The sequence below is a fragment of the Streptomyces sp. NPDC058773 genome, assembly GCF_042746015.1.
Taxonomy (GTDB): Bacteria; Actinomycetota; Actinomycetes; order Streptomycetales; family Streptomycetaceae; genus Streptomyces.
In genome coordinates this window covers 1-26,575 of record NZ_JBHYPE010000013.1, presented here as the reverse complement: position 1 = coordinate 26,575, position 26,575 = coordinate 1, and the positions used below count along the sequence as shown (strand labels likewise).

22 protein-coding genes are annotated in these 26,575 nt (G+C 72.5%); 7 read left to right on the top strand and 15 right to left on the bottom strand.

Annotated elements, in window-relative coordinates; all coding sequences use genetic code 11:
* Nucleotides 1-197: 197 nt before the first annotated feature.
* The 4 genes from ACFW5B_RS14205 to ACFW5B_RS14190 form a co-directional block, all read right to left on the bottom strand.
* Nucleotides 198-1,541: a hemolysin family protein gene (locus ACFW5B_RS14205; RefSeq protein ID WP_386438347.1), complete on the bottom strand. Its 1,344-nt coding sequence runs from the start codon at nt 1,539-1,541 to the stop codon at nt 198-200.
* A gap of 12 nt (nt 1,542-1,553) precedes the next feature.
* Complete coding sequence (gene ybeY / locus ACFW5B_RS14200) at nt 1,554-2,051, bottom strand: rRNA maturation RNase YbeY (RefSeq protein WP_386438344.1); 498 nt, start codon at nt 2,049-2,051, stop codon at nt 1,554-1,556.
* Between the two features lie 95 nt (nt 2,052-2,146).
* Nucleotides 2,147-3,151: a PhoH family protein gene (locus ACFW5B_RS14195; protein WP_386438341.1), complete on the bottom strand. Its 1,005-nt coding sequence runs from the start codon at nt 3,149-3,151 to the stop codon at nt 2,147-2,149.
* A 179-nt stretch (nt 3,152-3,330) separates the two neighbouring features.
* The gene (locus ACFW5B_RS14190) at nt 3,331-4,476 is read right to left on the bottom strand and encodes a carbohydrate kinase family protein (protein WP_386438338.1); all 1,146 of its coding nucleotides are present in this window, start codon (nt 4,474-4,476) and stop codon (nt 3,331-3,333) included.
* 66 nt (nt 4,477-4,542) lie between these two features.
* Here ACFW5B_RS14190 and ACFW5B_RS14185 point away from each other — a divergent pair, with 66 nt between their 5' ends.
* Nucleotides 4,543-5,910: a 6-phospho-beta-glucosidase gene (locus tag ACFW5B_RS14185; RefSeq protein ID WP_386438335.1), complete on the top strand. Its 1,368-nt coding sequence runs from the start codon at nt 4,543-4,545 to the stop codon at nt 5,908-5,910.
* A gap of 168 nt (nt 5,911-6,078) precedes the next feature.
* Entirely contained in the window at nt 6,079-6,963 is an 885-nt protein-coding gene (locus ACFW5B_RS14180) for an alpha/beta fold hydrolase (protein ID WP_386438725.1), read from the top strand.
* A gap of 220 nt (nt 6,964-7,183) precedes the next feature.
* Here the strand turns inward: ACFW5B_RS14180 and ACFW5B_RS14175 are convergent, their stop codons facing one another.
* Together ACFW5B_RS14175 and ACFW5B_RS14170 are read right to left on the bottom strand one after the other, a co-directional pair.
* Entirely contained in the window at nt 7,184-7,813 is a 630-nt protein-coding gene (locus tag ACFW5B_RS14175) for an MBL fold metallo-hydrolase (RefSeq protein WP_386438332.1), read from the bottom strand.
* Nucleotides 7,813-8,898, bottom strand: a complete 1,086-nt coding sequence (locus ACFW5B_RS14170) for an S-(hydroxymethyl)mycothiol dehydrogenase (RefSeq protein WP_386438329.1) — start codon at nt 8,896-8,898, stop codon at nt 7,813-7,815. The genes ACFW5B_RS14175 and ACFW5B_RS14170 overlap by 1 nt, the downstream gene beginning before the upstream one ends.
* Nucleotides 8,899-9,176: 278 nt before the next feature.
* Between ACFW5B_RS14170 and ACFW5B_RS14165 the strand changes: the two genes are divergently transcribed.
* Nucleotides 9,177-9,989: an HAD family acid phosphatase gene (locus ACFW5B_RS14165; RefSeq protein ID WP_386438326.1), complete on the top strand. Its 813-nt coding sequence runs from the start codon at nt 9,177-9,179 to the stop codon at nt 9,987-9,989.
* Between the two features lie 60 nt (nt 9,990-10,049).
* Here ACFW5B_RS14165 and ACFW5B_RS14160 read toward each other — a convergent pair whose 3' ends face one another.
* Complete coding sequence (locus ACFW5B_RS14160; protein ID WP_386438323.1) at nt 10,050-10,955, bottom strand: ribonuclease Z; 906 nt, start codon at nt 10,953-10,955, stop codon at nt 10,050-10,052.
* A gap of 6 nt (nt 10,956-10,961) precedes the next feature.
* A complete protein-coding gene (locus ACFW5B_RS14155; protein ID WP_386438320.1) occupies nt 10,962-11,321 on the bottom strand; it encodes a histidine triad nucleotide-binding protein in 360 nt (119 codons plus the stop codon).
* 209 nt (nt 11,322-11,530) lie between these two features.
* On the opposite strand from ACFW5B_RS14155, the gene ACFW5B_RS14150 reads away from it, so the two are divergent.
* Together ACFW5B_RS14150 and ACFW5B_RS14145 are read left to right on the top strand one after the other, a co-directional pair.
* Nucleotides 11,531-11,959 carry an OsmC family protein gene (locus ACFW5B_RS14150; RefSeq protein WP_386438317.1) on the top strand — a complete coding sequence of 143 codons (429 nt, stop codon included), beginning with the start codon at nt 11,531-11,533 and terminating at the stop codon, nt 11,957-11,959.
* Between the two features lie 181 nt (nt 11,960-12,140).
* Nucleotides 12,141-14,618 (top strand): hypothetical protein, encoded by a 2,478-nt coding sequence (locus tag ACFW5B_RS14145; protein ID WP_386438314.1) that lies wholly within the window; start codon nt 12,141-12,143, stop codon nt 14,616-14,618.
* A 27-nt stretch (nt 14,619-14,645) separates the two neighbouring features.
* Here the strand turns inward: ACFW5B_RS14145 and ACFW5B_RS14140 are convergent, their stop codons facing one another.
* The 4 genes from ACFW5B_RS14140 to hrcA all read right to left on the bottom strand — a co-directional run bounded on the left by ACFW5B_RS14140 (nt 14,646) and on the right by hrcA (nt 18,724).
* A complete protein-coding gene (locus tag ACFW5B_RS14140) occupies nt 14,646-15,389 on the bottom strand; it encodes a 16S rRNA (uracil(1498)-N(3))-methyltransferase (protein ID WP_386438312.1) in 744 nt (247 codons plus the stop codon).
* Nucleotides 15,386-16,474 (bottom strand): nitronate monooxygenase, encoded by a 1,089-nt coding sequence (locus ACFW5B_RS14135; RefSeq protein ID WP_386438309.1) that lies wholly within the window; start codon nt 16,472-16,474, stop codon nt 15,386-15,388. The genes ACFW5B_RS14140 and ACFW5B_RS14135 overlap by 4 nt, the downstream gene beginning before the upstream one ends.
* Nucleotides 16,475-16,570: 96 nt before the next feature.
* Nucleotides 16,571-17,707 carry a molecular chaperone DnaJ gene (dnaJ, locus tag ACFW5B_RS14130; protein ID WP_042154692.1) on the bottom strand — a complete coding sequence of 379 codons (1,137 nt, stop codon included), beginning with the start codon at nt 17,705-17,707 and terminating at the stop codon, nt 16,571-16,573.
* Entirely contained in the window at nt 17,708-18,724 is a 1,017-nt protein-coding gene (gene hrcA / locus ACFW5B_RS14125) for a heat-inducible transcriptional repressor HrcA (protein ID WP_386438305.1), read from the bottom strand.
* A gap of 194 nt (nt 18,725-18,918) precedes the next feature.
* Between hrcA and ACFW5B_RS14120 the strand changes: the two genes are divergently transcribed.
* Nucleotides 18,919-19,653: an MBL fold metallo-hydrolase gene (locus ACFW5B_RS14120; protein ID WP_386438302.1), complete on the top strand. Its 735-nt coding sequence runs from the start codon at nt 18,919-18,921 to the stop codon at nt 19,651-19,653.
* A gap of 31 nt (nt 19,654-19,684) precedes the next feature.
* Nucleotides 19,685-20,518, top strand: a complete 834-nt coding sequence (locus ACFW5B_RS14115) for a DUF3097 domain-containing protein (protein WP_386438299.1) — start codon at nt 19,685-19,687, stop codon at nt 20,516-20,518.
* 60 nt (nt 20,519-20,578) lie between these two features.
* On the opposite strand, the gene hemW is transcribed toward ACFW5B_RS14115, so the two are convergent.
* From hemW to ACFW5B_RS14100, 3 genes are all read right to left on the bottom strand, one after another.
* On the bottom strand, nt 20,579-21,811 hold the full coding sequence (gene hemW / locus ACFW5B_RS14110) for a radical SAM family heme chaperone HemW (protein WP_386438296.1): 1,233 nt from the start codon (nt 21,809-21,811) through the stop codon (nt 20,579-20,581).
* A gap of 52 nt (nt 21,812-21,863) precedes the next feature.
* Nucleotides 21,864-23,972, bottom strand: a complete 2,109-nt coding sequence (locus ACFW5B_RS14105; RefSeq protein ID WP_386438293.1) for a SpoIIE family protein phosphatase — start codon at nt 23,970-23,972, stop codon at nt 21,864-21,866.
* Nucleotides 23,973-24,287: 315 nt separating this feature from the next.
* Entirely contained in the window at nt 24,288-26,216 is a 1,929-nt protein-coding gene (locus ACFW5B_RS14100; RefSeq protein ID WP_386438290.1) for an AMP-dependent synthetase/ligase, read from the bottom strand.
* Between the last annotated feature and the right edge of the window lie 359 nt (nt 26,217-26,575).

The following is a 26,575-nucleotide window of genomic DNA, read 5'->3' as shown; positions in this document are numbered from 1 at the left end:
ACAGGATTTCTCACGCATTGCGGCCGCGACTGCGACCGCTCGAAGATCTTTCCATGGCGCCCACCATGGAATCCAGTTTCCCCGGATATGGCTTTCAGAACATTTCTGCTGCACTGGAGATAAGTAGCCGCGCGGAGCGCGACAGCGGGAAATATTCCCGGAATCAACAGTAATTACGCAGCTAATTCCCCGGATGTTCAGCCGGCCGAGCGGCCGCCCGCCGAAGACTCCTCCGCGGCGCTCGCGCCCGCCGGCCGCACCGGCTCGCACAGCACTGTAATGATCTTGTTCCGGCGGCCGCCCGGTGACTCCGCGGTCAGCCGCAGCGCCTTCAGCCCCGGGTCGGAGGCGTCGTCGGAGACATCGACCTCGGCGGTGGCACCGGCGATCGGGACCCGGCCGAGGAGCTTGGCGAGCAGGCCGCCGACCGTTTCGACGTCCTCGTCGTCCAGCTCGGCGAGACCGTACAGCTCACCGAGGTCGCCGATGTCCAGCCGGGAGGTGACGCGATAGCGGCCGTCGCCGAGATCCTCGACGGGTGGCAGTTCCCGGTCGTATTCATCGGTGATCTCGCCGACGATCTCTTCCAGAATGTCCTCGATCGTGACAATACCGGCGGTGCCACCATATTCATCGATCACCACCGCGACATGATTACGGTCCTGCTGCATTTCGCGCAGCAGATCACCGGCATTCTTGGTGTCGGGGACGAATACGGCCGGGCGCATGGCCGTGGAGACCAGCTCGGACTCGGCGTCCCGGCTGATGTGCACCTTCCGGGCCAGGTCCTTGAGGTAGACCACGCCGACGATGTCGTCCTCGTTCTCACCGGTCACCGGGATACGGGAGAAGCCGGAGCGCAGGGCGAGGGTCAGCGCCTGGCGGATGGTCTTGAACCGCTCGACGGCGATCAGGTCCGTGCGCGGCACCATCACCTCGCGGACGAGGGTGTCGCCGAGCTGGAAGACGGAGTGCACCATCCGGCGCTCCTCGTCCTCGATCAGCGACTCCTTCTCCGCGAGGTCCACCAGGGAGCGCAGCTCGGCCTCGGAGGCGAACGGGCCCTTGCGGAAGCCCTTGCCGGGAGTGAGGGCGTTGCCGAGGAGGATCAGCAGCTGCGGGACCGGGCCCATGATGCGGGCCAGCGGCAGCAGGACGTAGGCGGCCGCGGTGGCGGTGTTCAGCGGGTGCTGACGGCCGATGGTCCGCGGTGAGACGCCGACGGCGACATAGGAGACCAGCACCATCACGGCGATGGCGACGGTCAGCGCCTCCCAGGTCTCGTCGAAGGAGCGCAGACAGGCGTACGTCACCAGGACCCCGGCGGCCATCTCGCAGCCGACCCGCACCAGCAGGGCGACATTGAGGTAGCGGGTGGGGTCGGCGGCGACCTGGGCGAGCCTGGCGCTGCCGCGGCGCCCGGAGCGGACGGCTTCCTCGGCCCGGAAACTGGTCGTCCGGGCGAGGCCGGCCTCCGCGCAGGCGGCGAGCCAGGCGATCACGACGAGCAGGACCGCGACCGCGATCAGCTGAGTGGTCATCGGGCTGTCCCGTCAGGTCACGGTGGGGGCCGGGGAGGGACCGGTGAGCCCCTGCTCGGCGCGCCAGCCGTCGACGATCGCCGCCTGCAGGCCGAACATCTCGGCCCGCTCGTCCGGCTCCTCGTGGTCGTAGCCGAGGAGGTGGAGCACGCCGTGGACGGTGAGCAGCTGGAGCTCCTCGTCCATGCTGTGCCCGGTCGGCGCCTCCTCACCCTGCTTCTTGGCGACCTCCGGGCAGAGCACGATGTCACCGAGGAGGCCCTGCGGCGGCTCCTCGTCGTCCTTGGCCGGCGGGCGCAGCTCGTCCATCGGGAAGGACATGACATCGGTCGGTCCCGGCAGGTCCATCCACTGGAGGTGGAGCTGCTCCATGGCCTCGGCGTCCACGACGATCACGGACAGCTCGGAGAGCGGGTGGATACGCATCCGGGCGACGGCGTAGCGGGCGACATCCAGGATGGCCTGCTCGTCGATCTCGGTGCCGGACTCGTTGTTGACGTCGATGGACATGAGGGAGGTGCTTCTCGCTTCTCGGGCCCGGCCCGATGGTTGCTGGGACCGCGGGGCGCGCGGCCCCGGCCGGCCGGGGCGGCCGGCCGGCGGACTCACGCGCCGTTGCGGCTGTCGTACTTCTCGTAGGCGTCGACGATACGGCCGACGAGCTTGTGCCGGACCACGTCCTGGCTGGTGAGCAGGGAGAAATGCACATCGTCGACGCCGTCCAGGATCTCCCGGACCTGGCGCAGACCGCTCTTGGTGCCGCCCGGGAGGTCGACCTGGGTGACATCGCCGGTGATGACGATCTTCGAGTCGAAGCCGAGGCGGGTGAGGAACATCTTCATCTGCTCGGGGTTCGTGTTCTGCGCCTCGTCGAGAATGATGAAGGCGTCATTCAGCGTACGGCCGCGCATGTACGCCAGCGGCGCGACTTCGATCGTTCCGGCGGCCATCAGGCGCGGGATGGAGTCGGGGTCGAGCATGTCGTGGAGCGCGTCGTAGAGCGGGCGCAGATAGGGGTCGATCTTCTCGTAGAGCGTGCCGGGCAGGAAGCCGAGCCGCTCACCGGCCTCGACCGCGGGGCGGGTCAGGATGATGCGGTTGACCTGCTTGGCCTGGAGCGCCTGGACGGCCTTGGCCATGGCGAGGTAGGTCTTGCCGGTGCCGGCCGGGCCGATGCCGAAGACGACGGTGTGCTCGTCGATGGCGTCGACATAGCGCTTCTGGTTGAGCGTCTTGGGCCGGATCGTGCGACCACGGTTGGAAAGGATGTTCTGGGTGAGCACCTCGGCGGGCGTCTCGCTCGCCGCGCCCTCGCCGTCCTCCGCCGCGCGGAGCATGGCGATGGACCGTTCCACTGCGTCCTCCGTCATCGGTTGTCCGGTGCGGAGCACCAGCATCATCTCGTCGAAAAGGCGCTGGACGAGAGCCACTTCCCGGGCGTCGCCGACGGCGCTGACTTCGTTGCCCCGGACGTGGATGTCGGTCGCCGGGAAGGCTTTTTCGATCACGCGCAGTAGGGAGTCACCGGATCCCAGGACCGTCACCATCGGGTGCTTGGCCGGGACGGTGAACTGGGCGCGCGCCTGCGGTTGCGTGGGTGTCTGAGTCATAAGGCGGCTCGGTGGCCTGCTCAACCCCCATCCTTTGCTAATAAGAGGTGCCTGCCTGCACTCGACTCCTTGGGATACAAGAGTACGACGGAGCGCTGACAGGCCCGAGGGCTTTTCCCGCCGGGGCCCCGGGCCGGGCGGCGGGGGCGCGCTCCCGGCCCGGCGGGACGCCCCGCACCTCAGGCCGGGCGGCGGAAGCCGATCGTGGGGACGGCGCGGGCCAGCGGTGCGGGCCGGTACGCCGCGGGCAGCACCTCGTCCAGAAAGGCGTAGCGGCGGCGCAGCGCCCCCGGCGCGCCCGCCTCATAGGCCCGTGCCTGCTGCCACCAGGCGGCGATCTCGGCCCAGCCCGGCGCGGACAGCGAGCCGCCGAACTCCTGCACCGACAGTGCGGCGCACAGGCCCGAGAAGGCGAGCCGGTCGGCCAGCGGCCAGTCGGCCAGGGTGCCGGTGACGAATCCGGCGACGAAGACGTCGCCGGCGCCGGTCGGGTCCAGTGCGTCCACCGCGATCGCGGACACCTCGGCGCACTCGCCGGTCCGCCCGTCCACCGCGTAGGCGCCCTCCGCACCCAGCGTGACCACCGCGAGCGGCACCCGGTCGGCGAGCTTGCGGGCCGCGGCGCGCGGGCAGTCCGTGCGGGTGTAGCGCATCGCCTCCTCGGCGTTGGGCAGGAACGCCTCGCAGTGCTCCAGGTCGGCGAGGTCGGCCGGGTCCCAGCGGCCGCTGTCGTCCCAGCCCACGTCCGCGAAGATGCGGCTGCCGCGGCCCGCCGCACAGCCCAGCCAGGGCTCCCGCCGGCCCGGCACCAGCGAGGCGACGCAGGCACGGGACGGCGGCGGGCAGCCGGGGGCGTGCTTGCCGTCGAAGGCGAAGTCGGGCGGCGGCGCCTCGTGGCCGTGCGACACCATCGTGCGCTCGCCCTCGTACGCCATGGAGACGGTGACCGGGGAGTGCCAGCCGGGGACCGTGCGGGACAGCGCCAGGTCGATGCCCTCGCCCTGTTCGAGCGCCTCCCAGCAGTACTCGCCGTAGTGGTCGTCGCCGAAGGCCGCGGCGAGGGAGGTGCGCAGCCCGAGCCGGGCCAGCGCGGTGGCCATGTTGGCGACGCCGCCGGGGCTGGAGCCCATACCGCGGGCCCAGGACTCGGTGCCGCGGACCGGTGCGGAGTCCAGGCCGGTGAAGATGATGTCCAGGAAGACCGTGCCGGTGAGGTAGACGTCGGTGCGCGGGTCGCCGTCGGCGCGCACGGCTGCCAGCGGGTCGAGGGCGGCGGGCACCACGGCCGGGCCCGCGGGCGGAGGGTCTTCGCGTCGGCTGCTCACCGTGCTCGCTCCTCTCGTATCGGCACGTGCCGCCAGTGTGCCTGATGCTGCGGTACGTTCCGCCCCATGAGGCTCACGATTCTGGGCGGGGGCGGTTTCCGGGTGCCGCTGGTCTACCGCGCCCTGCTGGACGACCCGCGGCGCACGGTCTCCGAGGTGGTGCTGCACGACATCGATCCACGCCGGGTGGCGGTGATCGCCGAGGTCCTGGCGCGGCTGGGGCAGGGGCATCCGGAGCCGGTGCCGGTACGGGTCGCGGACGGTCTGGACGACGCGCTGGCCGGCGCCGGCTTCGTCTTCTCCGCGATCCGGGTGGGCGGCACGGCGGGCCGCATACGGGACGAGCGCATCCCGCTGTCCGAGGGCGTGCTCGGCCAGGAGACGGTCGGCGCGGGTGGTGTCCTCTACGGCCTGCGGACGGTTCCGGTGGCGCTGCACATCGCCGAGCGGACCGCGGCGCTCGCCCCGGACGCCTGGGTCATCAACTTCACCAACCCCGCGGGCATGGTCACCGAGGCGATGTCGCAGGTGCTCGGCGACCGGGTCATCGGGATCTGTGACTCACCGGTGGGCCTGGTCCGCCGGGCGGCGCGGGCGGCCGGCGCCGACCCGGCGGCCGTCGCTGACCCGGCTCGGGCCGGCTACGACTACGTGGGGCTCAACCACCTCGGGTGGCTGCGGTCGTTGACGGTGGACGGCACGGATCTGCTGCCGGGGCTGCTCGCCGACGACGCCGCGCTGGGCTCCTTCGAGGAGGGCCGGCTCTTCGGCGCCGAGTGGCTGCGGACCCTGGGCGCGCTCCCCAACGAGTATCTGCACTACTACTACTTCCGCCGGGAGACCCTCGGCTCCGTACGGGACACCCGGGAGACCCGCGGCGAATTCCTCGACCAGCAGCAGGGCGGCTTCTTCGCGCGGGCCGCGGCGGCCGGCGGCCCGGACGCGGTGTACGCGCTGTGGGAGCGGACCCGGCTGGAGCGCGAGGAGACGTACATGGCGCACAGCCGGGAGGCCGGCGGCGGCTGGCAGCGCGACAGTCATGACCTGGAGGGCGGCGGCTACGACCGGGTGGCGCTGGCGCTGATGCACGGCATCCTGGGCGACAGCCGCACCAGGCTGATCCTCAACGTCCGCAACGGGACGACCGTGCCGCAGCTGGCGCCGGACGCCATCGTGGAGACGGTGTGCGAGGTGAGCGCGCGCGGCGCCCGGCCGCTGCCCTGCGCGCCGCTGCGGGAGGACCAGTTGGGGCTGATGCTCCAGATCAAGGCCGTGGAACGGGCAACCGTGGAAGCCGCCCTGTTCAAGGACCGCACCGCCGCCTTGCGTGCCCTGGCACTGCATCCGCTGGTGGATTCCCCTACGGTGGCCGCCCGCATCCTGGAGCGGGCGGCGGAGGAGGGTGCGGCGACGGGGGAACCCGGGGAGGCGTGAGGCCACGGGCGGCCTCTGCGGCCTCTGCGGCCTCTGCGGCCTCTGCGGCCTCTGCGAGAGCCTGGCGACGGAATGCCCGCCGCAAGGTTTGGTGCCGCATCAGGCGGCGTTTGCCCCGTTCGATGCCATGGTCGAATTCGGGTGCGGGACCTCCTGCCCATGACCATCATGGTGACCATGACGGGATACACCGACGTTCCTGCACGACTGGGTGAGACCGCTCTGCCTGATGGGCGGTTGCTCGGTTGGGCCGAGTGGGGGCCATGGGACGGGGTTCCAGTTCTGTTGTGTCCCGGTGCGGCCACGAGCCGGTGGCTCGGGTTCGGTGCAGGCGTTGTCGAGGCGCTCGGAGTGCGTCTTGTCTCTGTGGATCGTCCCGGGCTCGGTGCCTCGACGCCCGCCCCTGACCGGACCTTCGCCGACTTCACCCGGGATATGCGGCAATTCTGTGTGCTGCGGGGACTGGGGCGCCCTGTTGTGGTCGGGAATTCGCAGGGTGCACCCTTCGCTCTCGCCTGCGCTGCGGAGGGGGTCACCTCTGCACTGGCTGTCGTCTCCGGTGCGGACGAGGTCGCCGCGCCGGAGTTCGCTTCCGTACTGAATGCGGACCTGCGTGGTCTCGTCGAGCGGACTGCGTGCGATCCGGCCCGCGCCGAGGAGTTTTTCGGGGGCTTCACTGCGGAGGCGATGTGGGACATGGTCATGGCCGGGAGCCCCGGGTGCGACCTCGCCGTGTACCAGGATCCTGATTTCGCGGCGCGTTACCGCAGGGCCTTGGACGAGGGATTCGCTCGGGGTGCCGCTGGTTACGCCCGTGACACGGTCCTGGCGATGCGTCAGTGGCCGTTCGCCCTCGACGAGATCGCTGTCCCGGTCGACATCTGGTACGGCGAGCGGGACACCAGCCACTCGCCCGATAACGGAGCACTGCTCGCTGCCCGTGTGCCCGGTGCTCATCACCACGTCGTGCCGGGGGTCGGCGGCGCCCTGCTGTGGACACATGCCCAGTCGATCCTCACCTGCCTCCTCGAAAGGGCGATCACGGACCAGTAGATGCCCGGTCCGTGGCCGGGTCGGTCGCGAGACGTGCACATGCCGGACAGCGATCCGCGTCAAGCGGTGCGGGCGGCTGAGCACCAGCCGCGGAATACCCTCCGCCCCCGCCGCGTTGTGGCCCGCAAGGGGCGCCGACAACCCTTACGGGATGCCGGCGCCCCTGCCCTAGTGGCCGCCCGCGGCCCCGCGGCCCCGTGGCCGCTCCGGCCCCCGCTCCTCAGTGGCCCCGCTTGATCCACTCCTCCAGGTGGGGAGCCTCCGCGCCGATCGTCGTCGGGTCGCCGTGTCCGGTGCGGACCTGGGTGTCCGGTGGCAGGGTCAGCAGCCGGTCCCGGATCGAGGTGACGATCGTGGGGAAGTCCGAGAAGGAGCGGCCGGTGGCGCCGGGACCGCCCTGGAAGAGGGTGTCGCCGGTGAAGACGGTGCCCAGGTCGGGCGCGTGGAGGCAGACCGCGCCGGGCGCGTGGCCGGGGGTGTGCAGCACGGTCAGGTCGGTACCGGCGATGGTCAGCACCTGGCCGTCCGCCAGCTCCGCGTCCGGTGGGGTGCCCGGGTGGGTCATCTGCCACAACGGCAGGTCGGCGGGGTGCAGATGAATCCGGGCGCCGGTACGGGAGGCCAGCGCCGGGGCCGCGTCGATGTGGTCATTGTGGCCGTGGGTGCAGATGATCGCGCGCAGCGTCCGGCCGCCCAGGGCCGCGACGATGGCGTCGGCGTCATGGGCGGCGTCGATGACGATCGCCTCGTCGTCGTCGCCGACGATCCAGACGTTGTTGTCGACGTCCCAGGTGCCGCCGTCGAGGGAGAAGGTTCCCGAGGTGACCAGGTGGTCGATGCGGACCGCCATCAGAGCGTCACCACCGAACGCAGCACGTCGCCGGCGTGCATCCGCGCGAACGCCTGCTCCACGTCCTCGATGCCGATGGTCTCGGTGACGAACGCGCCCAGGTCGATCCGGCCCTGGAGATGCAGGTCGACCAGCATCGGGAAGTCACGGGAGGGCAGACAGTCGCCGTACCAGGAGGACTTGAGGGCGCCGCCGCGGCCGAAGACGTCCAGGAGGGGGAGTTCCAGGGTCATGTCCGGGGTGGGGACGCCCACCAGGACGACGGTCCCGGCCAGGTCGCGGGCGTGGAACGCCTGCCGGTAGGTCTCCGGGCGGCCGACCGCGTCGATGACGACATCCGCGCCGAAGCCGCCGGTCAGCTCGCGGACCGCCTCGACGGGGTCGGTGGAGCGGGAGTTGACCGTATGGGTGGCGCCCATGGAGCGCGCGGTGTCCAGTTTGCGGTCGTCGATGTCCACCGCGATGATCTTGGACGCGCCGGCCAGCCGGGAGCCCATCACGGCCGCGTCGCCGACGCCGCCGCAGCCGATGACCGCGACCGCGTCGCCGCGGGCGACGTTGCCGGTGTTGAGGGCGGCGCCGATGCCCGCCATCACGCCGCAGCCCAGCAGGCCGGCCGCGGTGGGCGCGATCTCGGGGTTGACCTTGGTGCACTGTCCGGCGGCGACCAGCGTCTTGTCGGCGAAGGCGCCGATTCCCAGCGCGGGGCTCAGCTCCGTACCGTCCTTCAGCGTCATCTTCTGCCGGGCGTTATGGGTGTCGAAGCAGTACTGCGGGCGCCCGCGCAGACAGGCACGGCACTGGCCGCACACCGCCCGCCAGTTGAGGATGACGAAGTCGCCGGGCGCCACATCGGTGACGCCGGAGCCGGCCGACTCCACCACGCCGGCCGCCTCGTGCCCGAGCAGGAACGGGAAGTCGTCGTTGATGCCGCCCTGCTTGTAGTGCAGGTCGGTGTGGCACACCCCGCACGCCTGGATCTTCACCACGGCCTCGCCGGGACCCGGGTCCGGCACCAGGATGGTCTCCAGCCGGACCGGTTCGTTCTTCCCCGGCGCGATCACGCCGCGCACTTCCTGTGCCATCGGGACAGCCCCTTTCAAAGATCACGTACGGGACCACTGTGGCGCACCGCCACTGAGCCGTGCCTCACCGTACGCGCGCCGGGCCACCGCGCACAGGACCACGGCCGGGTCCGTGATCTCAGGCCCGGGGCGCCGGGAACGGGCCGGGCCCACAGGGTGAGCGTCAACAACCGCACCGCTGCGACCTTTTACCAAGGGTTGAATCTGCGCGCGTAGATACGGATGTGAGGCTCTGTTACATCTACTGGGTCCGCTCATGTCTCCCGGAGGAGCCGCGCATGCCCCGTCCCGCCCGTTTCCGCCCCGCCCTCTCCCGGAGGGCCCGGCTCGGCGCCGCGACGGTCGCCGCCCTCGTCGCCGGCACCGCCGTCTTCGGCATCGGCCAGGCGACCGCCGAGCACTCCGTACCGCGCACCGACAAGGAGATCCCCAACCTCACGCAGGTGCAGGACAAGATCAAGGCGTACTACGGCGACACGGTGACGGCGGACGGCGAGCACTACGCCTCTCCGCGCAGCAACTACGCACACCAGGTCCGGGGCATCGAGGCCACGGCGCGCGGCTATCTGTCCAAGGCCCTCGACCGGCACGGCCGGACGGGCAAGGCCAAGCCGGCGATCGTCCTCGACATCGACGACACGACCCTGCTCACCTACAACTACGAGCTCCAGGTCGGCTTCCACTTCACCGAGGAGAGCCAGGACAAGTACCTGGAGCACACCGACATGGATCCGGTCTTCGGCATGGACCGGCTGGTCAACTGGGCGCACGACAAGGGCGCCGAGGTCTTCTTCCTCACCGGCCGCAAGGAGGCGCAGCGCGCCTGGAGCGTCCGCAACCTCAAGAACGTCGGCTACGGCGTGCCCCTGGACAGCCGGCACGTCTACCTGAGGAACAAGGAGCAGCCGCCGCCCTACCTGCCCTGCGGCACCACGTGCACGACCATCGAGTACAAGTCGGGCACCCGCAAGCACATCGAGTCCCTGGGCTACGACATCGTCGCCAACTTCGGGGACCAGTACAGCGACCTGCGCGGCGGTGCCGGGGACCGGACGTTCAAGATGCCCAATCCGATGTACTACCTGCCGTAGGCGGGGCGGTCCGGGGCGGCCGGCCGGTGCCATGAGCCGGGCCGGCCTGCCCCGTGGGAGTCAGTGCCGTTTGGGCAGTGGCACCCGCGAGAGGTCCTGGGCGATGGTCAGTTCTCCGGTGTAGCCCGCCGCGCGGGCCTGCCGCTCGAACTCCGCGGGGTCGGAGTAGCGCTGCGAGAAGTGCGTCAGCACCAGGTGCCGCACCCCGGCGCGGGCGGCCGCTTCGGCGGCCTGCCCGGCGGTCAGATGCCCGTGGTCGACGGCCAGCTGGACGTCCTCGTCCAGGAATGTCGACTCGATGACCAGCATGTCCACCCCCTCCGCGAGGGCGTGCACGCCGTCGCACAGCCGGGTGTCCATGACGAACGCGAACCGCTGGCCGCGCCGCAGCTCGCTCACCTCGTCGAGGGTGACGCCGTTCAGCTCGCCACGCTGTTTGAGCCGTCCGACGTCCGGCCCGGCGATGCCGTGCTCGGCCAGCCGCTCCGGCAGCATCCGGCGGGCGTCCGGCTCCACGAGGCGGTAGCCGTACGACTCGACGGGGTGGGAGAGCCGGCGCGCCTCCAGGACGTAGGACTCCGTGCGGTCCAGTTCGCCGTCGGCGGCGACCGGCCGCTCGATCAGCCGGACCGTCTCCCGGTAGGCGGTGGCGTGGCGCAGCCGGTCGAAGAAGCGCTGCCCGCTGGCCGGGTAGTGGGCGGTGACCGGGTGCGGCACCTGGTCCAGGTTGATCCGCTGGATCACTCCCGCCAGGCCCAGCGAGTGGTCACCGTGGAAGTGGGTGATGCAGATCCGGTTGAGGTCGTGGGCGGCGACCCCGGCGCGCAGCATCTGCCGCTGGGTGCCCTCGCCGGGGTCGAAGAGCAGCCCCTGGCCGTCCCACCGCAGCAGATAGCCGTTGTGGTTGCGGTGCCGGGTGGGCACCTGGCTGGCGGTGCCGAGGACGACCAGTTCGCGTACGGACACGGTCGGTTATCCGGGGGGCCACTGGAGGCCGCGGCCGCCGAGCACGTGCAGGTGGGCGTGGAAGACGGTCTGGCCCGCGCCCGCGCCGGTGTTGAAGACGACCCGGTAGCCCCGGTCCTCGACCTTCTCCTCGGCGGCGACCTCCCGGGACTCCCGCAGTATGTCGGCGACGACCTGCGGTTCGGCGGCGGCGAGGGCCGCGGCGTCCGGGTAGTGCACCTTGGGGATGATCAGGACGTGCGTCGGCGCCTGGGGGTTGATGTCGCGGAAGGCGACGGTGGTCTCCGTCTCCCGGACGATGGTCGCCGGCACCTCCTTCGCCACGATCTTGCAGAACAGGCAGTCGGCCTGCGCTTCTCCCGCCACGGGTGGCTCCTCCCGGTCATCCGTTGCACGCACGGTGCGCACGGCCTCGGATGCTACCGGGCGGGCTCCACGGGGGCGTCCACCCGGCCCGCCCGCGGCGCGGAGGCCGGCCCCGCGGTGGCCGCACCCACGGGTCGGCGGAGCGCCGGGTCCGTGAATCATTAAGCTGAGCGGTGATCCCTTTCGCCCACTACCGGGAGATCTGCACCATGGCAACCACGCGCACCGCCAAGACCCACTGGGAAGGCAACCTCCTGGAGGGCAAGGGCACCGTCGCCCTGGAGTCCTCCAAGGTCGGTACGTACGACGTGAACTGGCCCGCCCGCGCGGAGCAGCCCAACGGCGTCACCAGCCCCGAGGAGCTGATCGCGGCCGCCCACTCCTCCTGCTACTCGATGGCGTTCTCGCACGGCCTGGCGGGCAAGGGCTACACCGTCGCGTCCCTGGACACCCAGGCCGATGTCACCTTCCAGCCCGGTGAGGGCATCACCGGCATCGCGCTGACCGTCAAGGCCAGCGTCCCCGGCCTGTCCGAGGAGGACTTCCAGGCCGCGGCCGAGGACGCCAAGAAGAACTGCCCGGTGAGCCAGGCGCTGGCGGGCGTCAAGAACATCACGCTGGCGGCCGAGCTGATCTGACCGGACGGCCGGGCGGACCGGCTCTCCGTACGTGAACGGCGGTGCGCCGGGCGGCCTGTGAGGGGGCGTCCGGCGCACCGTCGCGTTGTCAGTGGGCTGTGCCAGGATCCTTTTGCCGCGGAACGGTCCGGTGCCGTGCCGCGGACCGCCGCACGCCCGCCCCGCGAAGGGACCTCCGCCCGTGATCCACCGCTCCGCCCCTCATCTCCGTCTGGCACTGCGGCTCGCCGCGCCGGACACCGCCGATGCCCTCGCCGAGCGGCAGCGCCCGGAGCTGCTGGCCGTGCTGTCCGACCGGTTCGGGCTGCCGGAGGAGATGGTGGAGTCGCTGACCGGACCGGGTGGCGCGGCGCTGCGTACCGCGCTGGACGAGGATCCCCAGGCCTTCCTGATACGGGCGGCGGAGACCGGCGATCCGGCGATCGCCCGCGCGGTGTGGCAGGCGCGCTACCGCATCGGCCCGAACAGCACGGGGCGCGGCAGGGACCTGCCGGAGCTGCTGCCGGCGATTCTGCGCGCCGCCGACATCACGGACCCGCGCTGGGGCGCGGAGGACGGCCTCGTCACGCTGCTCCAGGACGAGGCCACCGCCATCGAGCTGCTGCCCGCGCTCACCGGCCCGTTCCCCCAGCTGGTCTCGCACACCCTGGTGCGGCTGGCCCGGTTCCTCCCGATGCCGGTCGCCATCGACGCCGGTATCGCGCTGGTCCAACTCGCCACCGGTGAAGGGCTGCTGGCGTTCGTCCGCGGTGTCGAGCAGCTCCCGGACTTCGATTTCGGGCGCCCGGAGCTGCTGGACCTGATGCGGGAGGCCGCGGCGGCCGCCGATCCGGAGGCGTTCCTGCGGGAGCGGCGGCCGGCCGGTGAGTGGACCGGCCCCGAGGCGCTGAAGGCCCTGCTGCAGGTCCGTGAAGGCAACGGACCGTGGTCGGCACCCGCGGGCCTGGACTGGGAGCTCATCCGGCGTGAGCACGCCCGGCTGCCCTTCGGGACCGGGCCGTCGGGTGGCCGCGGCCGGCGCGACGCCAACCGCCTGATACAGCTGACACGGTGGGAAGGCTGCCCGGACGACCTCCTCATGGAGTGCTTCCGCGCCGACCCCATGACCACCACCCGGGTCGCCACCGCGCTGCCCTTCGAGGCGCTGGTGGGTCCCGAGGCGGCGGCGGGCAAGGTGCCCCTCGACGACGCGCTCGGGAAGGGCATCCGTACGGGCCGGCTGCCGGTGGACCGGGTGCTGGCGGAGGTGAGGCCGGCGGCCGAGGTGCTGAGCGAGCTGCCGTACGACCACGAGCCGACCCGCAAGGCCCTCGCCGGACTGCTCGACCGGCTCGGCACGGACCCGGTCAACTGGCTGACGTGCTACGCCCGGATGGGGCGGGCCCGGGGCAGCGTCGCCGAGCTGATCGAGGACGCCGCCTCGCCCGCGTCCGGCAAGAAGCGCAACACCACCTGGCCGCGCCCCCTGGAGGCGGTGTTCCCGGCCACTCCCCCCGAGGCGTCCCGGGCCGCGTTCCTGAGCATGTTCCAGTGCGCCTCCGAGGAGGCCCAGATCGCCGTCGTACCGCACTTCGACGCGCGGGCCGTCCAGCATCTGCTGGTCCACGGCGATCCGGCGCCGGCCGTCCGGGACGCCGTGGTCGCCGCCCACGGGGTGCCCGCACTGGCCTCACAGGCCGCCACCGGCTCCCTCTCCCCCGAGAAGCTGGCCTACCTCCTCGATCTCGACGAGCCGCAGGTGGACGCCAACCTGTTCTTCCACTGTCGTCTCGACGAGGGGGAGCGGGAGCGGATGCTGGCCGGGCGGCTGCGCGGCGGCGGCACCCGTACGGTCCCCGAGGAGCTGCTCCGTGTCCTGCGGGAGACCAACCTCGGCCACTACCGCCGCCGGCTCGTCGCCGGCCTGGAATCCGGTGACCTGGGCGTGGCGCGCACCATCGCCGAGCGGCTGAACCTCCGCATACCGGCGGCCCGGCTGCGGCTGCTGGTGGCCGTGTGGGAGCGCGGCGGCCCGGACGCGGTGCGCGAGATCCTGGCGCTGGACCGGCTCCCGGTCACCCTCCGACGGCAGACCGAGAAGCTCCTCGCTCTCCCCGACGGTCTGGACCGGCTGCGCGACCGCCTGGCCGCGGAGGAGGCCCCGGAGAAACTGCTGGCGTTCCTCAACAAGGCGCCGGGCTATGGCAACAGCCAGCTGGACAAGCTCACCGGCGAGGGCGTCCCGCTGCCGTGGCCCGAGCTGATCGCGGCGCACCGGTCCGGCGCGCTGACCCCCCGGGCGGCCGAGGACCTCGCCGAGCACCCGGACAGCCCCCGCGAGCTGCTGCTGGCCCTGCTGCCGAACACCCCGGAGGGCGGCCGCTACCACTCCTCGTGGCCCCAGCTCGCCCTCCAGCACGGCACGCTCACCCCGGAGGACGTCCTGACCCACGCAGCGCCCGCACACCGGGGCCTGGCCCTCCTCCGCCGGGAGCTCAACTCCGCGGAGCGGAAGGCCGACCGGCAGGAGCTGCGCGAGCGGGCCGCCGCGCTGGCCGCCGAGCATCTGGGCACCGACCCCGAGGCCTGGGCGGTGTGTCTGCAGCTGCTGCCGACCTTCGCCGGCACCTTCACCGAGCTGTTCGAGACGGCGGCCGCGATCGTGCGGCCGCCGGCCTGAGCCACCGGAGCGTGGGCCGCGGGGCGCTCAGCTCCAGCGGCCCGTGCGCCCCAGCAGCAGCGCGGTGGCCGCGGTGCCCGCCGTGGAGGTGCGCAGCACGGTCGTCCCCAGCCGGTAGGGCTGGGCACCGGCCTCGGCGAAGGCGGTGAGCTCCTCCGGGGAGACCCCGCCTTCCGGGCCGACGACGAGCACGATCCGTCCCTGCGCGGGGAGTTCGGCCGTGGCGAGCGGGCTGCTGCCCTCCTCGTGGAGGACGGCCGCGAAGTCGGCGTCGGCGAGCAGCGCGGCCACCTGCCTGGTCGTCAGCGGGTCCGCGACCTCGGGGAAGATCAGCCGGCGGGACTGCTTGCCCGCCTCGCGGGCGGTGGCGCGCCATTTGCCCAGCGACTTGGCGGCCCGCTCGCCCTTCCACTGGGTGACGCAACGCGCCGCCGGCCAGGGCACGATGGCGTCCACGCCGGTCTCGGTCATCGTCTCGACGGCCAGCTCCCCGCGGTCGCCCTTGGGCAGCGCCTGGACGACGGTGATCGTGGGGCTGGGCGGCTCCTCGGTGCGCAGCCCGGTGACCGCGACGGTGAGCCGGTCCTTGCCCTCGACGGCGGCGACCGTGCCCTGGGCGCCAGTGCCGTGACCGTCCGTCAGAACGACCTCCTCGCCGGTCCGCAGCCGGCGCACCGACACCGCGTGCCGGCCCTCGGGGCCGTCCAGGGTCAGCGTGCCGCCGGCCCGTACGTCCGCGAGGGACTCGACGAGGAAGACCGGGGCGGTCATGCGGCACCGCCGGAGGCGGGGAGGCTCAACGCGGCGCGTGCGGCGTCCAGTTCGGCCGCCAGCACCTCCACCAGCTGCCGGGCGGGCAGCTCCCGCGCCAGCCGGTGCCCCTGGCCCGCCCACAGGTTCATGCCCTGGGCGTCGCCCGCCTTGGCCGCGGCCTTGCGGACGGTGGAGGTGAGGTAGTGGACAGCCGGGTAGGCGGCCGGGGCGTACGGGCCGTGCTCGCGCATGAAGCGGTTCACCAGCCCGCGGGCCGGCCGTCCGGAGAACGCCCGGGTCAACTCCGTATGGGTGAACAGGGGGTTGGTCAGTGCCTGCTTGTGCAGCGGGTTGGCGCCCGACTCCGGGGTGGCGAGGAAGGCGGTGCCCAGCTGCGCCATGCTCGCCCCGGCGGCCAGCACCGCCGCGATCTGCGCACCGCGCATCAGCCCGCCCGCGGCGATCAGCGGGATCTGTACGGCCTCCCGGATCTGGCCGAGCGCCGCCAGCAGCCCCAGCCCGGCCCCGGTCCCGTCCGCGTGCGGATCGTCCCGGTGGGTGCCCTGGTGGCCGCCGGCCTCAACACCCTGCACACACACCGCGTCCGCGCCCGACCACTGCGCGGCCTGCGCCTCGGCGGCGGTGGTGACCGTGACGACGGTGTACGTACCGACCTTGGCGAACGCGTCGAGGACGGCGCGCGAGGGGCAGCCGAAGGTGAAGGACACCACCGGCACCGGGTCCTCGCGCAGTATCGCGAGCTTGGCCTCGTAGCCGTCGTCGATCGGCCCGTCGGTGTCGCCGAGATCGGTCTCGTACCAGGTGACCTCGCCGGCCAGCTGCTCGCGGTAGACCTCGACGACGGAGGCGTCGGACAGCGAGGGCTGCGGCATGAAGAGGTTGACGCCGAAGGGGCGGTCGGTCAGCGACCGCAGCTGTTTGATCTCCTGGTACATCCCGTCGGCGGTTTTGTAGCCGGCGGCGAGGAAGCCGAGACCGCCGGCGCCGCAGACGGCAGCGGCCAGCTCGGGTCCGGAGCCGCCTCCCGCCATCGGGGCCTGCACGATCGGGTAGCGGCAGAGATCGGTCAGCGCGGTGGGCATGAGCACATCGTGTCACGCCCACCGCTGCGCCCCGAACCGGGGCGACGGCTTCCGCGCAGGCCCGGGGCGGTTTCGCGGACCCCGGGCGGACCTGGGCTAGCGCCCGTTGAACGCATCCTTCAGACGCGAGAACAACCCCTGCTGGCCGGGCTGGAACTGCCCCGTGGGCCGCTCCTCCCCGCGCAGCTTGGCCAGCCGCCGCAGCGCCTCCTCCTGCTCGGGGTCGAGCTTGGTGGGCGTCTGCACCTCGACATGGACGATGAGGTCGCCCCGGCCGCCGCCGCGCAGATGGGTCACCCCGCGCTGGTGCAGCGGGATCGACTGGCCGGACTGGGTACCGGGCCGCACGTCGATCTCCTCCACCCCGTCCAGCGTCTCCAGCGGACACTTGGTGCCCAGCGCCGCCGCCGTCATCGGGATGGTGACCGTGCAGTGCAGATCGTCGCCGCGCCGCTGGAAGACCGGGTGCGGCAGCTCGTGGATCTCCACGTAGAGGTCACCGGCGGGGCCGCCGCCGGGGCCGACCTCGCCCTCGCCCGCGAGCTGGATGCGGGTGCCGTTGTCGACACCTGCGGGGATCTTGACGGTCAGGGTGCGGCGGGAGCGGATGCGTCCGTCGCCCGCGCACTCGTGGCACGGTGTCGGGACGACCGTGCCGAAGCCCTGGCACTGGGGGCACGGCCGTGAGGTCATGACCTGGCCGAGGAACGAACGGGTGACCTGCGAGACCTCACCGCGGCCGCGGCACATGTCACAGGTCTGCGCCGAGGTGCCCGGCGCCGCGCCCTCGCCGCTGCATGTCGTGCAGACGACGGCGGTGTCGACCTGGATGTCCTTGGTCGTGCCGAAGGCCGCTTCGGTCAGCTCGACATCGAGCCGGATCATGGCGTCCTGGCCGCGGCGGGTGCGCGAGCGCGGTCCGCGCTGCGACGCGGTGCCGAAGAACGCGTCCATGATGTCGGAGAAGTTGCCGAAGCCGGCACCGAAGCCGCCCGCGCCCTGGCCGCCGCCCGCCTGCGAGAGCGGGTCCCCGCCGAGGTCGTAGACCTGCTTCTTCTGCGGATCCGACAGGACCTCGTAAGCGGCGTTGATCTCCTTGAACCGCTCCTGGGTCTTCGGGTCGGGGTTCACGTCCGGGTGCAGCTCACGCGCCAGCCGACGGAAGGCCTTCTTGATCTGGTCCTGCGAGGCGTCGCGTCCGATGCCGAGGACCGAGTAGTAATCCGTGGCCACTTACGACTCCGCGAGGATTTGTCCGACGTAACGTGCCACTGCGCGTACCGCTCCCATCGTTCCGGGGTAGTCCATGCGGGTCGGTCCGACCACGCCGAGTTTGGCGACTGCCTCGTCGCCCGAACCGTAGCCGACCGTGACGACCGATGTGGACGCCAGGCCTTCATGGGCATTCTCATGCCCGATTCGTACGGTCATGCCCGAGTCCTTGGCCTCCCCGAGCAGCTTGAGCATCACCACATGCTCCTCAAGGGCCTCCAGCACCGGCCGGATGGTCAGCGGGAAATCGTGTCCGAAGCGCGTGAGATTGGCGGTGCCGCCGATCATCAGCCGCTCTTCGGTCTCCTCCACCAGAGTTTCCAGCAACACCGAGAGCACTGTCGAGACCGTGCCCCGGTCGTCCTGCTCGAAGGACTCCGGGAGATCCTGCACCAACTGCGGCACATCCGCGAACCGGCGCCCCACGACCCGGCTGTTGAGCCGGGCCCGCAGGTCCGCCAGGGAGGTCTCGCCGAACGGCACCTGGCAGTCGATCAGTCGCTGCTCGACCCGCCCGGTGTCCGTGATCAGCACCAGCATCAGCCGGGCCGGGGCCAGCGCCAGCAGCTCGACGTGCCGGACCGTGGACCGGGTCAGGGACGGGTACTGCACGACCGCGACCTGCCGGGTCAGCTGCGCCAGCAGCCGCACCGTGCGGCCCACCACGTCGTCGAGGTCGACGGCGCCGTCCAGGAAGTTCTGGATCGCGCGCCGCTCCGGACTGGACAGCGGCTTCACACCGGCCAGCTTGTCGACGAACAGGCGGTAGCCCTTGTCGGTGGGGATGCGCCCGGCGCTGGTGTGCGGCTGGGCGATGAAGCCCTCGTCCTCCAGGACCGCCATGTCGTTGCGGACCGTGGCCGGGGAGACGCCGAGCCGATGGCGTTCGGTGAGGGCCTTGGAGCCGACCGGCTCCTCCGTCCCGACATAGTCCTGGACGATGGCGCGCAGCACTTCGAGCCTGCGTTCACTGAGCATCCCGCGCACCTCCAGTCCGGCCGTCCGCCGTCTCGACTCTCCTGGCACTCACACGGGCCGAGTGCCAGACCTTGAGCCAGTGTACGGCCGAGTAGCACGGACCCGGCAAGGGCTGCCGTACACAGCACCCGCCCGATGACCGTGTTCGGGCGATCTGTCGGGCAACGCTATCGCGATGGCGCTAGCGTCTCGGTATGCACACTTCTTGGGAAGAGGCCGGCTGGGAACAGCTCGGTGACGGTGTCGCCAGACGCCGGATGCCGGGCTGGGACGAGACCATCGGCGTGATCGCGGGGACCACCGGCGTCATGATCGTCGACACCGGCGCGACCCTGCGCGACGGCGCGGACCTCCGGCGTGCGATCCGCGGCGTGCTCGGCCGGAACGTGACGCATGTCGCGCTCACCCACCCGCATTTCGATCATGTCCTGGGCACGGCCGCCTTCGCGGGCGTCCAGGTCTTCGGCGCGGCCGGACTGGGCGAGCTGCTGCGCCGCGGCAAGGACGAACTGCGGCACGACGCGATGCGGCACGGCGTCGGCCGGGACGCCGCCGCCGAGGCCGCCGATCTGCTGGTCGCCCCGCACCATCACGTGCACGACCAGCTGACCGTGGAACTCGGCGACCGGCCGGTGCTGCTCGCCAATGTCGGCCCCGGTCACACCGCCCACGACCTGGCGGTCCTGGTCCCGGGCCGGGGCGGCTTCCCCGAGATCGTCTTCTGCGGCGACCTGGTCGAGGAGTCCGGCGAGCCGCAGGCCGGCCCGGACGCGCTGCCGCTGCGCTGGCCCGGCGCGCTGGACCGGCTGCTGGCCCTCGGCGGTGAGGACGCGCGGTATGTGCCCGGCCACGGCGCCGTGGTGGACGCCCGCTTCGTCCGCGCCCAACGGGACGCCCTCGCCGCCCGTTTCGGCGTCGCCCCCTCCTGACCCCGCCCGCCGACCTCACGAGACAGGCCCCATGCAGAGCAAGCGCTACAGCCCCGACCTCACCCCACCGTGGAAGAAGCAGCGCCCCGCGCCCGAGGTGCCCGCCGAGCCCGATCTGGTCGTCGAGGAGGTCACCTCGGGCTTCTGCGGCGCGGTGATCCGCTGCGAGAAGACGGCGCAGGGCCCGACGGTCACCCTGGAGGACCGCTTCGGCAAGCACCGCGTCTTTCCCATGGAGCCGCGCGGCTTCCTCCTGGAGGGCAAGGTGGTCACGCTCGTACGCCCCCAGGGCGCGCCGGCGCCGAGCGGCCCCGCCCGCACGGCATCGGGCTCCCTGGCCGTGCCCGGCGCCCGCGCCCGGGTCGCCCGCGCCGGGCGCATCTATGTGGAGGGCCGGCACGACGCCGAGCTGGTGGAGCGGGTGTGGGGCGACGACCTGCGCATCGAGGGCGTCGTCGTGGAGTACCTGGAGGGCATCGACGACCTGCCCGCGATCGTCCGGAGCTTCTCCCCCGGCCCGGACGCCCGGCTCGGCGTCCTCGTCGACCATCTCGTGCCCGGCTCGAAGGAGTCCCGCATCGCGGCCGGGGTGACCGGCGACCATGCGCTGGTGGTGGGCCACCCGTACATCGACATCTGGGAGGCGGTGAAGCCGTCCTCGGTCGGCATCCCCGCGTGGCCGTCCGTCCCGCACGGCCAGGACTGGAAGACGGGCGTGTGCCGGTCCCTGGGCTGGCCGGAAAACACCGGAGCCGCCTGGCAGCGCATCCTCTCCTGCGTGCGCTCCTACAAGGACCTGGAGCCGGCGCTGCTGGGGAGGGTGGAGGAGCTGATCGACTTCGTCACGGGCGGCGGTGCGGCCTGACGTCGGGGAGGGTGCCGAATTCCGTTCGCATCGGTTCACTCGTTCAAGGGCAGCGCGCTCTCAGTCCACCAGATCCCGCACCACCGCATCCGCCAGCAGCCGCCCCCGCAGCGTCAGCACCGCCCGACCGGCCTCGTACGGACCCGGCTCCAGCAGGCCGTCCGCCAGCGCCCGCGCCGCCGCCCGTGCCCCCGCCGGGGCCAGGATCTCCAGCGGGCAGCCGTCCGCCAGCCGCAGTTCCAGGAGGATGCGTTCGACGCGGCGGTCCTCGGCGGAGAGGAGTTCGCGGCCGGCGCCCGGGGAGCGGCCCTCGCTGAGGGCCTGGGCATAGGCGCCGGGGTGCTTGACGTTCCACCAGCGGACGCCGCCGACGTGGCTGTGTGCGCCGGGGCCGGCGCCCCACCAGTCGGCGCCGGTCCAGTAGAGCTCGTTGTGGCGGCAGCGGGCGGCGTCGGTGGTGGCCCAGTTGGAGACCTCGTACCAGGTGAAACCGGCCGCGGTGAGGCGCTCGTCGGCGATGAGGTAGCGGTCGGCGTGGACGTCGTCGTCGGTCATCGGGACCTCGCCGCGGCGGATGCGGCGGGCCAGCTGGGTGCCCTCCTCGACGATCAGGGCGTAAGCGGAGACATGGTCGGGGCCGGCGCCGAGCGCGGCGTCGAGGGAGGCGCGCCAGTCGTCGTCGGTCTCGCCCGGGGTGCCGTAGATCAGGTCGAGGTTGACGTGCTCGAACCCGGCGGCGCGGGCCTCGGCGACACAGGCCTCGGGGCGGCCGGGGGTGTGCGTACGGTCGAGGACCTTCAGGACGTGCTGCCGGGCGCTCTGCATGCCGAAGGAGACCCGGTTGAAGCCGCCCGCGCGCAGCTCGCCGAGGTAGCGGGGGTCGACGGACTCCGGGTTGGCCTCGGTGGTGATCTCCGCGCCGGGCGCGAGGCCGAATTCCTCGCGGATCGCGGCCAGCATCCGGCCGAGGTCCGCGGCGGGCAGCAGGGTCGGGGTGCCGCCGCCGACGAAGACCGTCTCGACCGGGCGCGGGTCGTCGCCGAGCACCTTGCGGGCCAGCCGGATCTCGTCCACGACGGTGTCGGCGTAGTTGTCCCGGGAGGCCAGGGCGCCGCCGGAGCCGCGCAGCTCGCTCGCGGTGTAGGTGTTGAAGTCGCAGTAGCCGCAGCGGGTGGCGCAGTACGGCACGTGCAGATAGAAGCCGAGCGGCCGCCCGGCGGACCCGGCCGTCGTATGACCGGGCAGCGCCCCGTCCTCGGGCATCGGCTCACCATCAGGCAGTGCGGAAGGCATGGGAACCATTGTCCGTCATGGCGGGGCGTTGCCCGTCCGGTGCCGGTGTGCCTCAGGACACCCCGGGTCCGGACGCCTGGAGGACCAGCAGAGCCAGGTCGTCATCGGGCGGGGTGGGGCCGAAGGCGTGGACGGTGCGACGGATGTGGTCGGCGAGGGCGGAGGCGCCCAGCCCGGCTCCCGCGGCGAGGGCGGTGGCCAGGCCGTCCTCGTCGTCGAAGAGCCGCCGCCCCGAGCGCCGCTCGGTCACCCCGTCGGTGACGCACAGCAGCGTCTCCCCCGGGCAGAGGTCAAACGATTCGCTTACGTACGACGCGTCCTCGACCACGCCCAGCAGCATCTGCGGCGCCGCGACGACCCGGACCGCGCCGTCCGTGCCGAGCACCAGCGGCAGCGGGTGGCCGGCGCTGGCGAGGGTGCAGCGGGCCCCGCTCCGGCCGCCGGGGTAGGGGACGATCTCGCCGTAGAGCAGGGACAGGAAGCGGGCCTGTTCGCCCTCCTCGCGGATCTCGACCGGTGCCTCCGCCCCGGCGCCGGCCGCGGCCACCGCCGCTGCGACCGCCGCGACGGAGTCCGCGGCCTCCCGGGCCATGGTCTTGTTGAGCCGGTCGAGCACCGCCGCGACACCGAAGCCGTCACGGGCCAGCAGCCGGAGCACCGGCCGGGCCAGCCCGGTCACCGCGGCCGCCTCGGGCCCGCTGCCGCAGACATCACCGAGCGCGAAGCACCAGCGGCCGTCCCCGGCGTCGAAGAGGTCCCAGAAGTCGCCGCCCGCCCAGGCGCCCTCACGCGGCTCGTAGACCACCGCGGACTCCACCCCGGGTACCTGCGCCCGTCCCCGGGGCAGCAGCCGGCGCTGGAGGACCTGGCTGATGCGCTCCTGGCGGCTGTAGGCGCGGGCGGTGGCGACCGCGCGGGCGACCCGGCGGCACAGGTCCTCGAGCAGCCCGACCGCCTCGTCGGGGAAGTGCGGCAGACCGCCCCGGCCGAGCAGCAGGGTGCCGAGCCGCCGGTTTCCGGCGACCAGCGGGCAGGCCAGCGCGGCGCCGCCGGGGCCGTACCCGCCCGGTTCGTACGGCCAGGGCCAGGGCACGGCCGCCGGGGCGCCGCCGGACGGGCCGGAGCCGGGGAGTTCCGGCGGCTGCTTCTCCAGCGCCGTGCGCAGCGCGTCGATCCGGTTCTCGCTGGTGTGCCAGACGCCGGCGAGCCGCTGCTCGTCGCCGGCCTGGGCGATGCCCCGGCCGGGTGCGCCGCCGTCGCCGTCGTACAGCCACACCGCACACCATTCGGCGAGCCGGGGCACGATCAACTGGGCGGCGAGCGCGGCGACCTGGTCGGCGTCGAGCTGGCCGGAGAGCAGATCGGAGGCCTCGGCCAGGAAGGAGAGGGCACCGTTGTCGGCCCGGCCGGTGCCCGCTTCCTGCCGGGCGGCCCGGCGCGGGGCCGGGGCGAGCAGCTCGGCGGCTCGCAGCCCGCGGTGCAGCAGCTGGTTGTCGAGGGTGAACTCCGGCTCGGGCCGTCCGGCACCGTCCGCGGCCCCCACGGGCAGCCGGAACCACACGGTCTTCATGGCCCGGCGGTAGGTGACGCCCCAGGATTCGGCGACCGCGCTGATCAGCTGGAGCCCGTGCCCGCCGGTCTCGGACACGGCGCTCTCGGCGCGGGCGCGGACCGGTCGGGCGGGGTGGTGGTCGGAGACCTCGATGACGACGCCGGGGCCGTCCGCGTCCCCGGCGCCGGCTTCCCGCCCGGTCGCCGCGTCCCGGCGCGGCGCCCCGTACGGCTCCCCGCCGCGGTACGGCTCCGCCTCCCCGCCCCGCCCGGCCGCCGGGTCCAGCCGGCAGCGGAGTTCGACGGTGGTGCCCGCGTGCACGACCGCGTTCGTCACCAACTCGCTGACCAGCAGCTCCGCTTCGTCCGCGAGCCGGTCGGTGAGACCCTCCGCGCCGGTGATCCGCCCGCCGGTCCAGTCGGCGAAGGTGGCCCGGACGAAGCGCCGGGCGGCGGCAGCGGCCTGCGGGTCACCGGGCAGGCTGGCCCGACGGGAACGGGCGGCGGGCCCGTCGGGAGGCCCGGCCGCGGGTCCGCCGGGGAACCCGTCCGTCGTCGTGCGCGCCGCCGTGACGTCGTCGTCCCGTGGAGACGAAGTGGTCGTCCTCATTGAGCAACTCCCGAGCAGCTCCGCTACAGCGCCGGATGCGCCAACGACAGAGTGACAGAACGAGCGCAGCCATAAGCACTGAGTCACAGAAGTGGGAGGTCGCAGCCATCAATTCGGCTGACGGCGCGCGGGAGTTGGCCGACGCACGGAGAACGGGGCCGGGGCCGTCCGTGGGCGCGTGCGGGAACCCCGCGGGGACGGACGCGGGCCGCCGGGCGGTTCCCGTAGCAGCCGGATCTCACCCGTACGGGGACCGGCGCGGCGGGAACCGGACGGCGCGGGCCCTGACCCGCCCCGTACCGCTCCGCCCTACGGCTACGCCTCGCGTGACCCCGCGTACATCTCGTCGAGCAGGTCCTTGAACGTCCGCTCCACCACCGGCCGCTTGACCTTGAGGCTGGGGGTCACCTCGCCGTGCTCGATGTCCAGGTCCCGCGGCAGCAGCCGGAACTTGCGGATCTGCTGCCAGCGCTGGAGCCCCTCGTTGACCCGCTCGACATAGCCGTCGATCAGCTCCCGGACCTGGTCGGTGGCGACGACCTCGGCGTACTGCTTGCCGCCCAGACCGTGCTCCGCCGCCCAGGTCATGATCGTCGGTTCGTCGAGGGCAATCAGCGCGGTGCAGAAGTTCCGGTTGGCGCCGTGCACCAGCACATTGGAGACGAACGGGCAGACCGCCTTGAACTGGCCCTCCACCTCGGCCGGTGCGATGTACTTGCCGCCCGAGGTCTTGATCAGGTCCTTCTTGCGGTCGGTGATCCGCAGATAGCCGTCCGGGGAGAGTTCGCCGATGTCGCCGGTGTGGAACCAGCCGTCCTCCTCCAGGACCTCGGCGGTCTTGTCGGGCAGGCCGTGGTAGCCCTGCATGATGCCGGGGCCGCGCAGCAGGATCTCGCCGTCCTCGGCGATCCGCACCTCGGTGCCGGGCAGCGGCTTGCCGACCGTGCCGGTGCGGTAGGCCTCGCCGGGGTTGACGAAGCTGGCGGCGCTGGACTCCGTCAGGCCGTAGCCCTCCAGGATGTGGATACCGGCGCCGGAGAAGAAGTAGCCGATCTCCGGGGCGAGCGCGGCCGAGCCGGAGACCGCCGCGCGCAGCCGGCCGCCGAACGCCTCCCGCAGCTTGGCGTAGACGAGGGCGTCGGCGACCTTGTGCTTGGCGGCGAGCGCGAACGGTACCGAGGCGCTGCCGGTGCGCTTGAAGTTGTCCTGGGAGACCTTGGCGTACTCGCGCGCCACCTCGGCCGCCCACTGGAAGATCTTGTACTTGGCGGCCCCGCCCTCCCGGGCCTTGGCCGCGACACCGTTGTAGACCTTCTCGAAGATCCGCGGCACGGCCGCCATGTACGTGGGCCGGACGACCGGCAGATTCTCGATGATCTTGTCGACCCGGCCGTCCACGGCGATCACCTGGCCGGTCGCGATCTGCCCGGCGGTGAGCACCTTGCCGAAGACGTGCGCCAGCGGCAGCCAGAGGTACTGCACGTCCTCCTCATGGACCAGGCCCGTCGACTGGATCGCCCGCGCCATGTACGACCAGCAGTCGTGCGGCAGCCGGACGCCCTTGGGACGGCCGGTGGTCCCGGAGGTGTAGATGAGCGTCGCCAGCTGGTCGGCGCGGAGTGCGGCGATCCGCTCCTTGACGCACTCCGGGTGCTCCTCCAGATAGGCGGTGCCGCGCTTCTCCAGCTCGGCGAGGGTGAGCACCCAGCCCTCCGGATCACCCTCGGCGGGCTCCGCGCCCGCCTCGTCGATGACCACGACATGCGCCAGTTCGGGCAGCTCAGCGCGCCGCTCGCGGGCCTTGGCGAGCTGTCCGGCGTCCTCCGCGATCAGCACCCGGCTGCCGGAGTCGGACAGGATGTAGGCGGTCTCCTCGGCGTTGGTGCTGGGGTAGACCGTGGTCGTGGCGGCCCCGGAGCAGAGCACGCCGAGGTCGGCGAGGATCCACTCGACGCGGGTGCCGGCGGCCAGCGCCACCCGCTCCTCGGGGCGCACACCGAGCGCGATGAGCCCGGCGGCCACGGCGTAGACCCGCTCCGCGGCCCCGGCCCAGCTGATCGTCTTCCAGTCGTCCGGCCCCTGGCCCGTCGGGGCACCTCCCTGCTCGAGCGAAGCCGAGAGCTTGGGGGACGGCGGGACCGGATAGCGATAGGCCTCGCCGTCGGGCGTGGCCGCGACCCGCTCCAGGAAGAGGTGCGCCACCGAGGGCGGCCGGTTCTCGATCAGCGTGTGGGTGTCCGTCACGGCGTCCTCCGGGGCCCGCTTCGTTGCTGGTGACTCGCGAGTAACCTTTGAGCAGTGATCAGACTAGAGCGCGATCCGCCGCCGCGTAAGGGGCTGCGACCTACTGGTTCACGATGTGACCGGTGCGATAGGTGTACGTAGCACACACAATGCCCGATAGTGCGCCGCACCGGTCCCCCACACCAGACCACACCCGACGGCCCACGGCACCCCGGACCGGGCTCCGCGCCGCGCGCTCCCCCCGCTGCACGGCCGGGAAAACCGGCAGGGGGGCGGGCCCCCCCCGGGGGGCGGCGCCCCGCCCCCCCCCCGGGCGGGGGGGGGCGAGGGTTGTGGTGCGGCCCGGGGGGGGTTGGGAA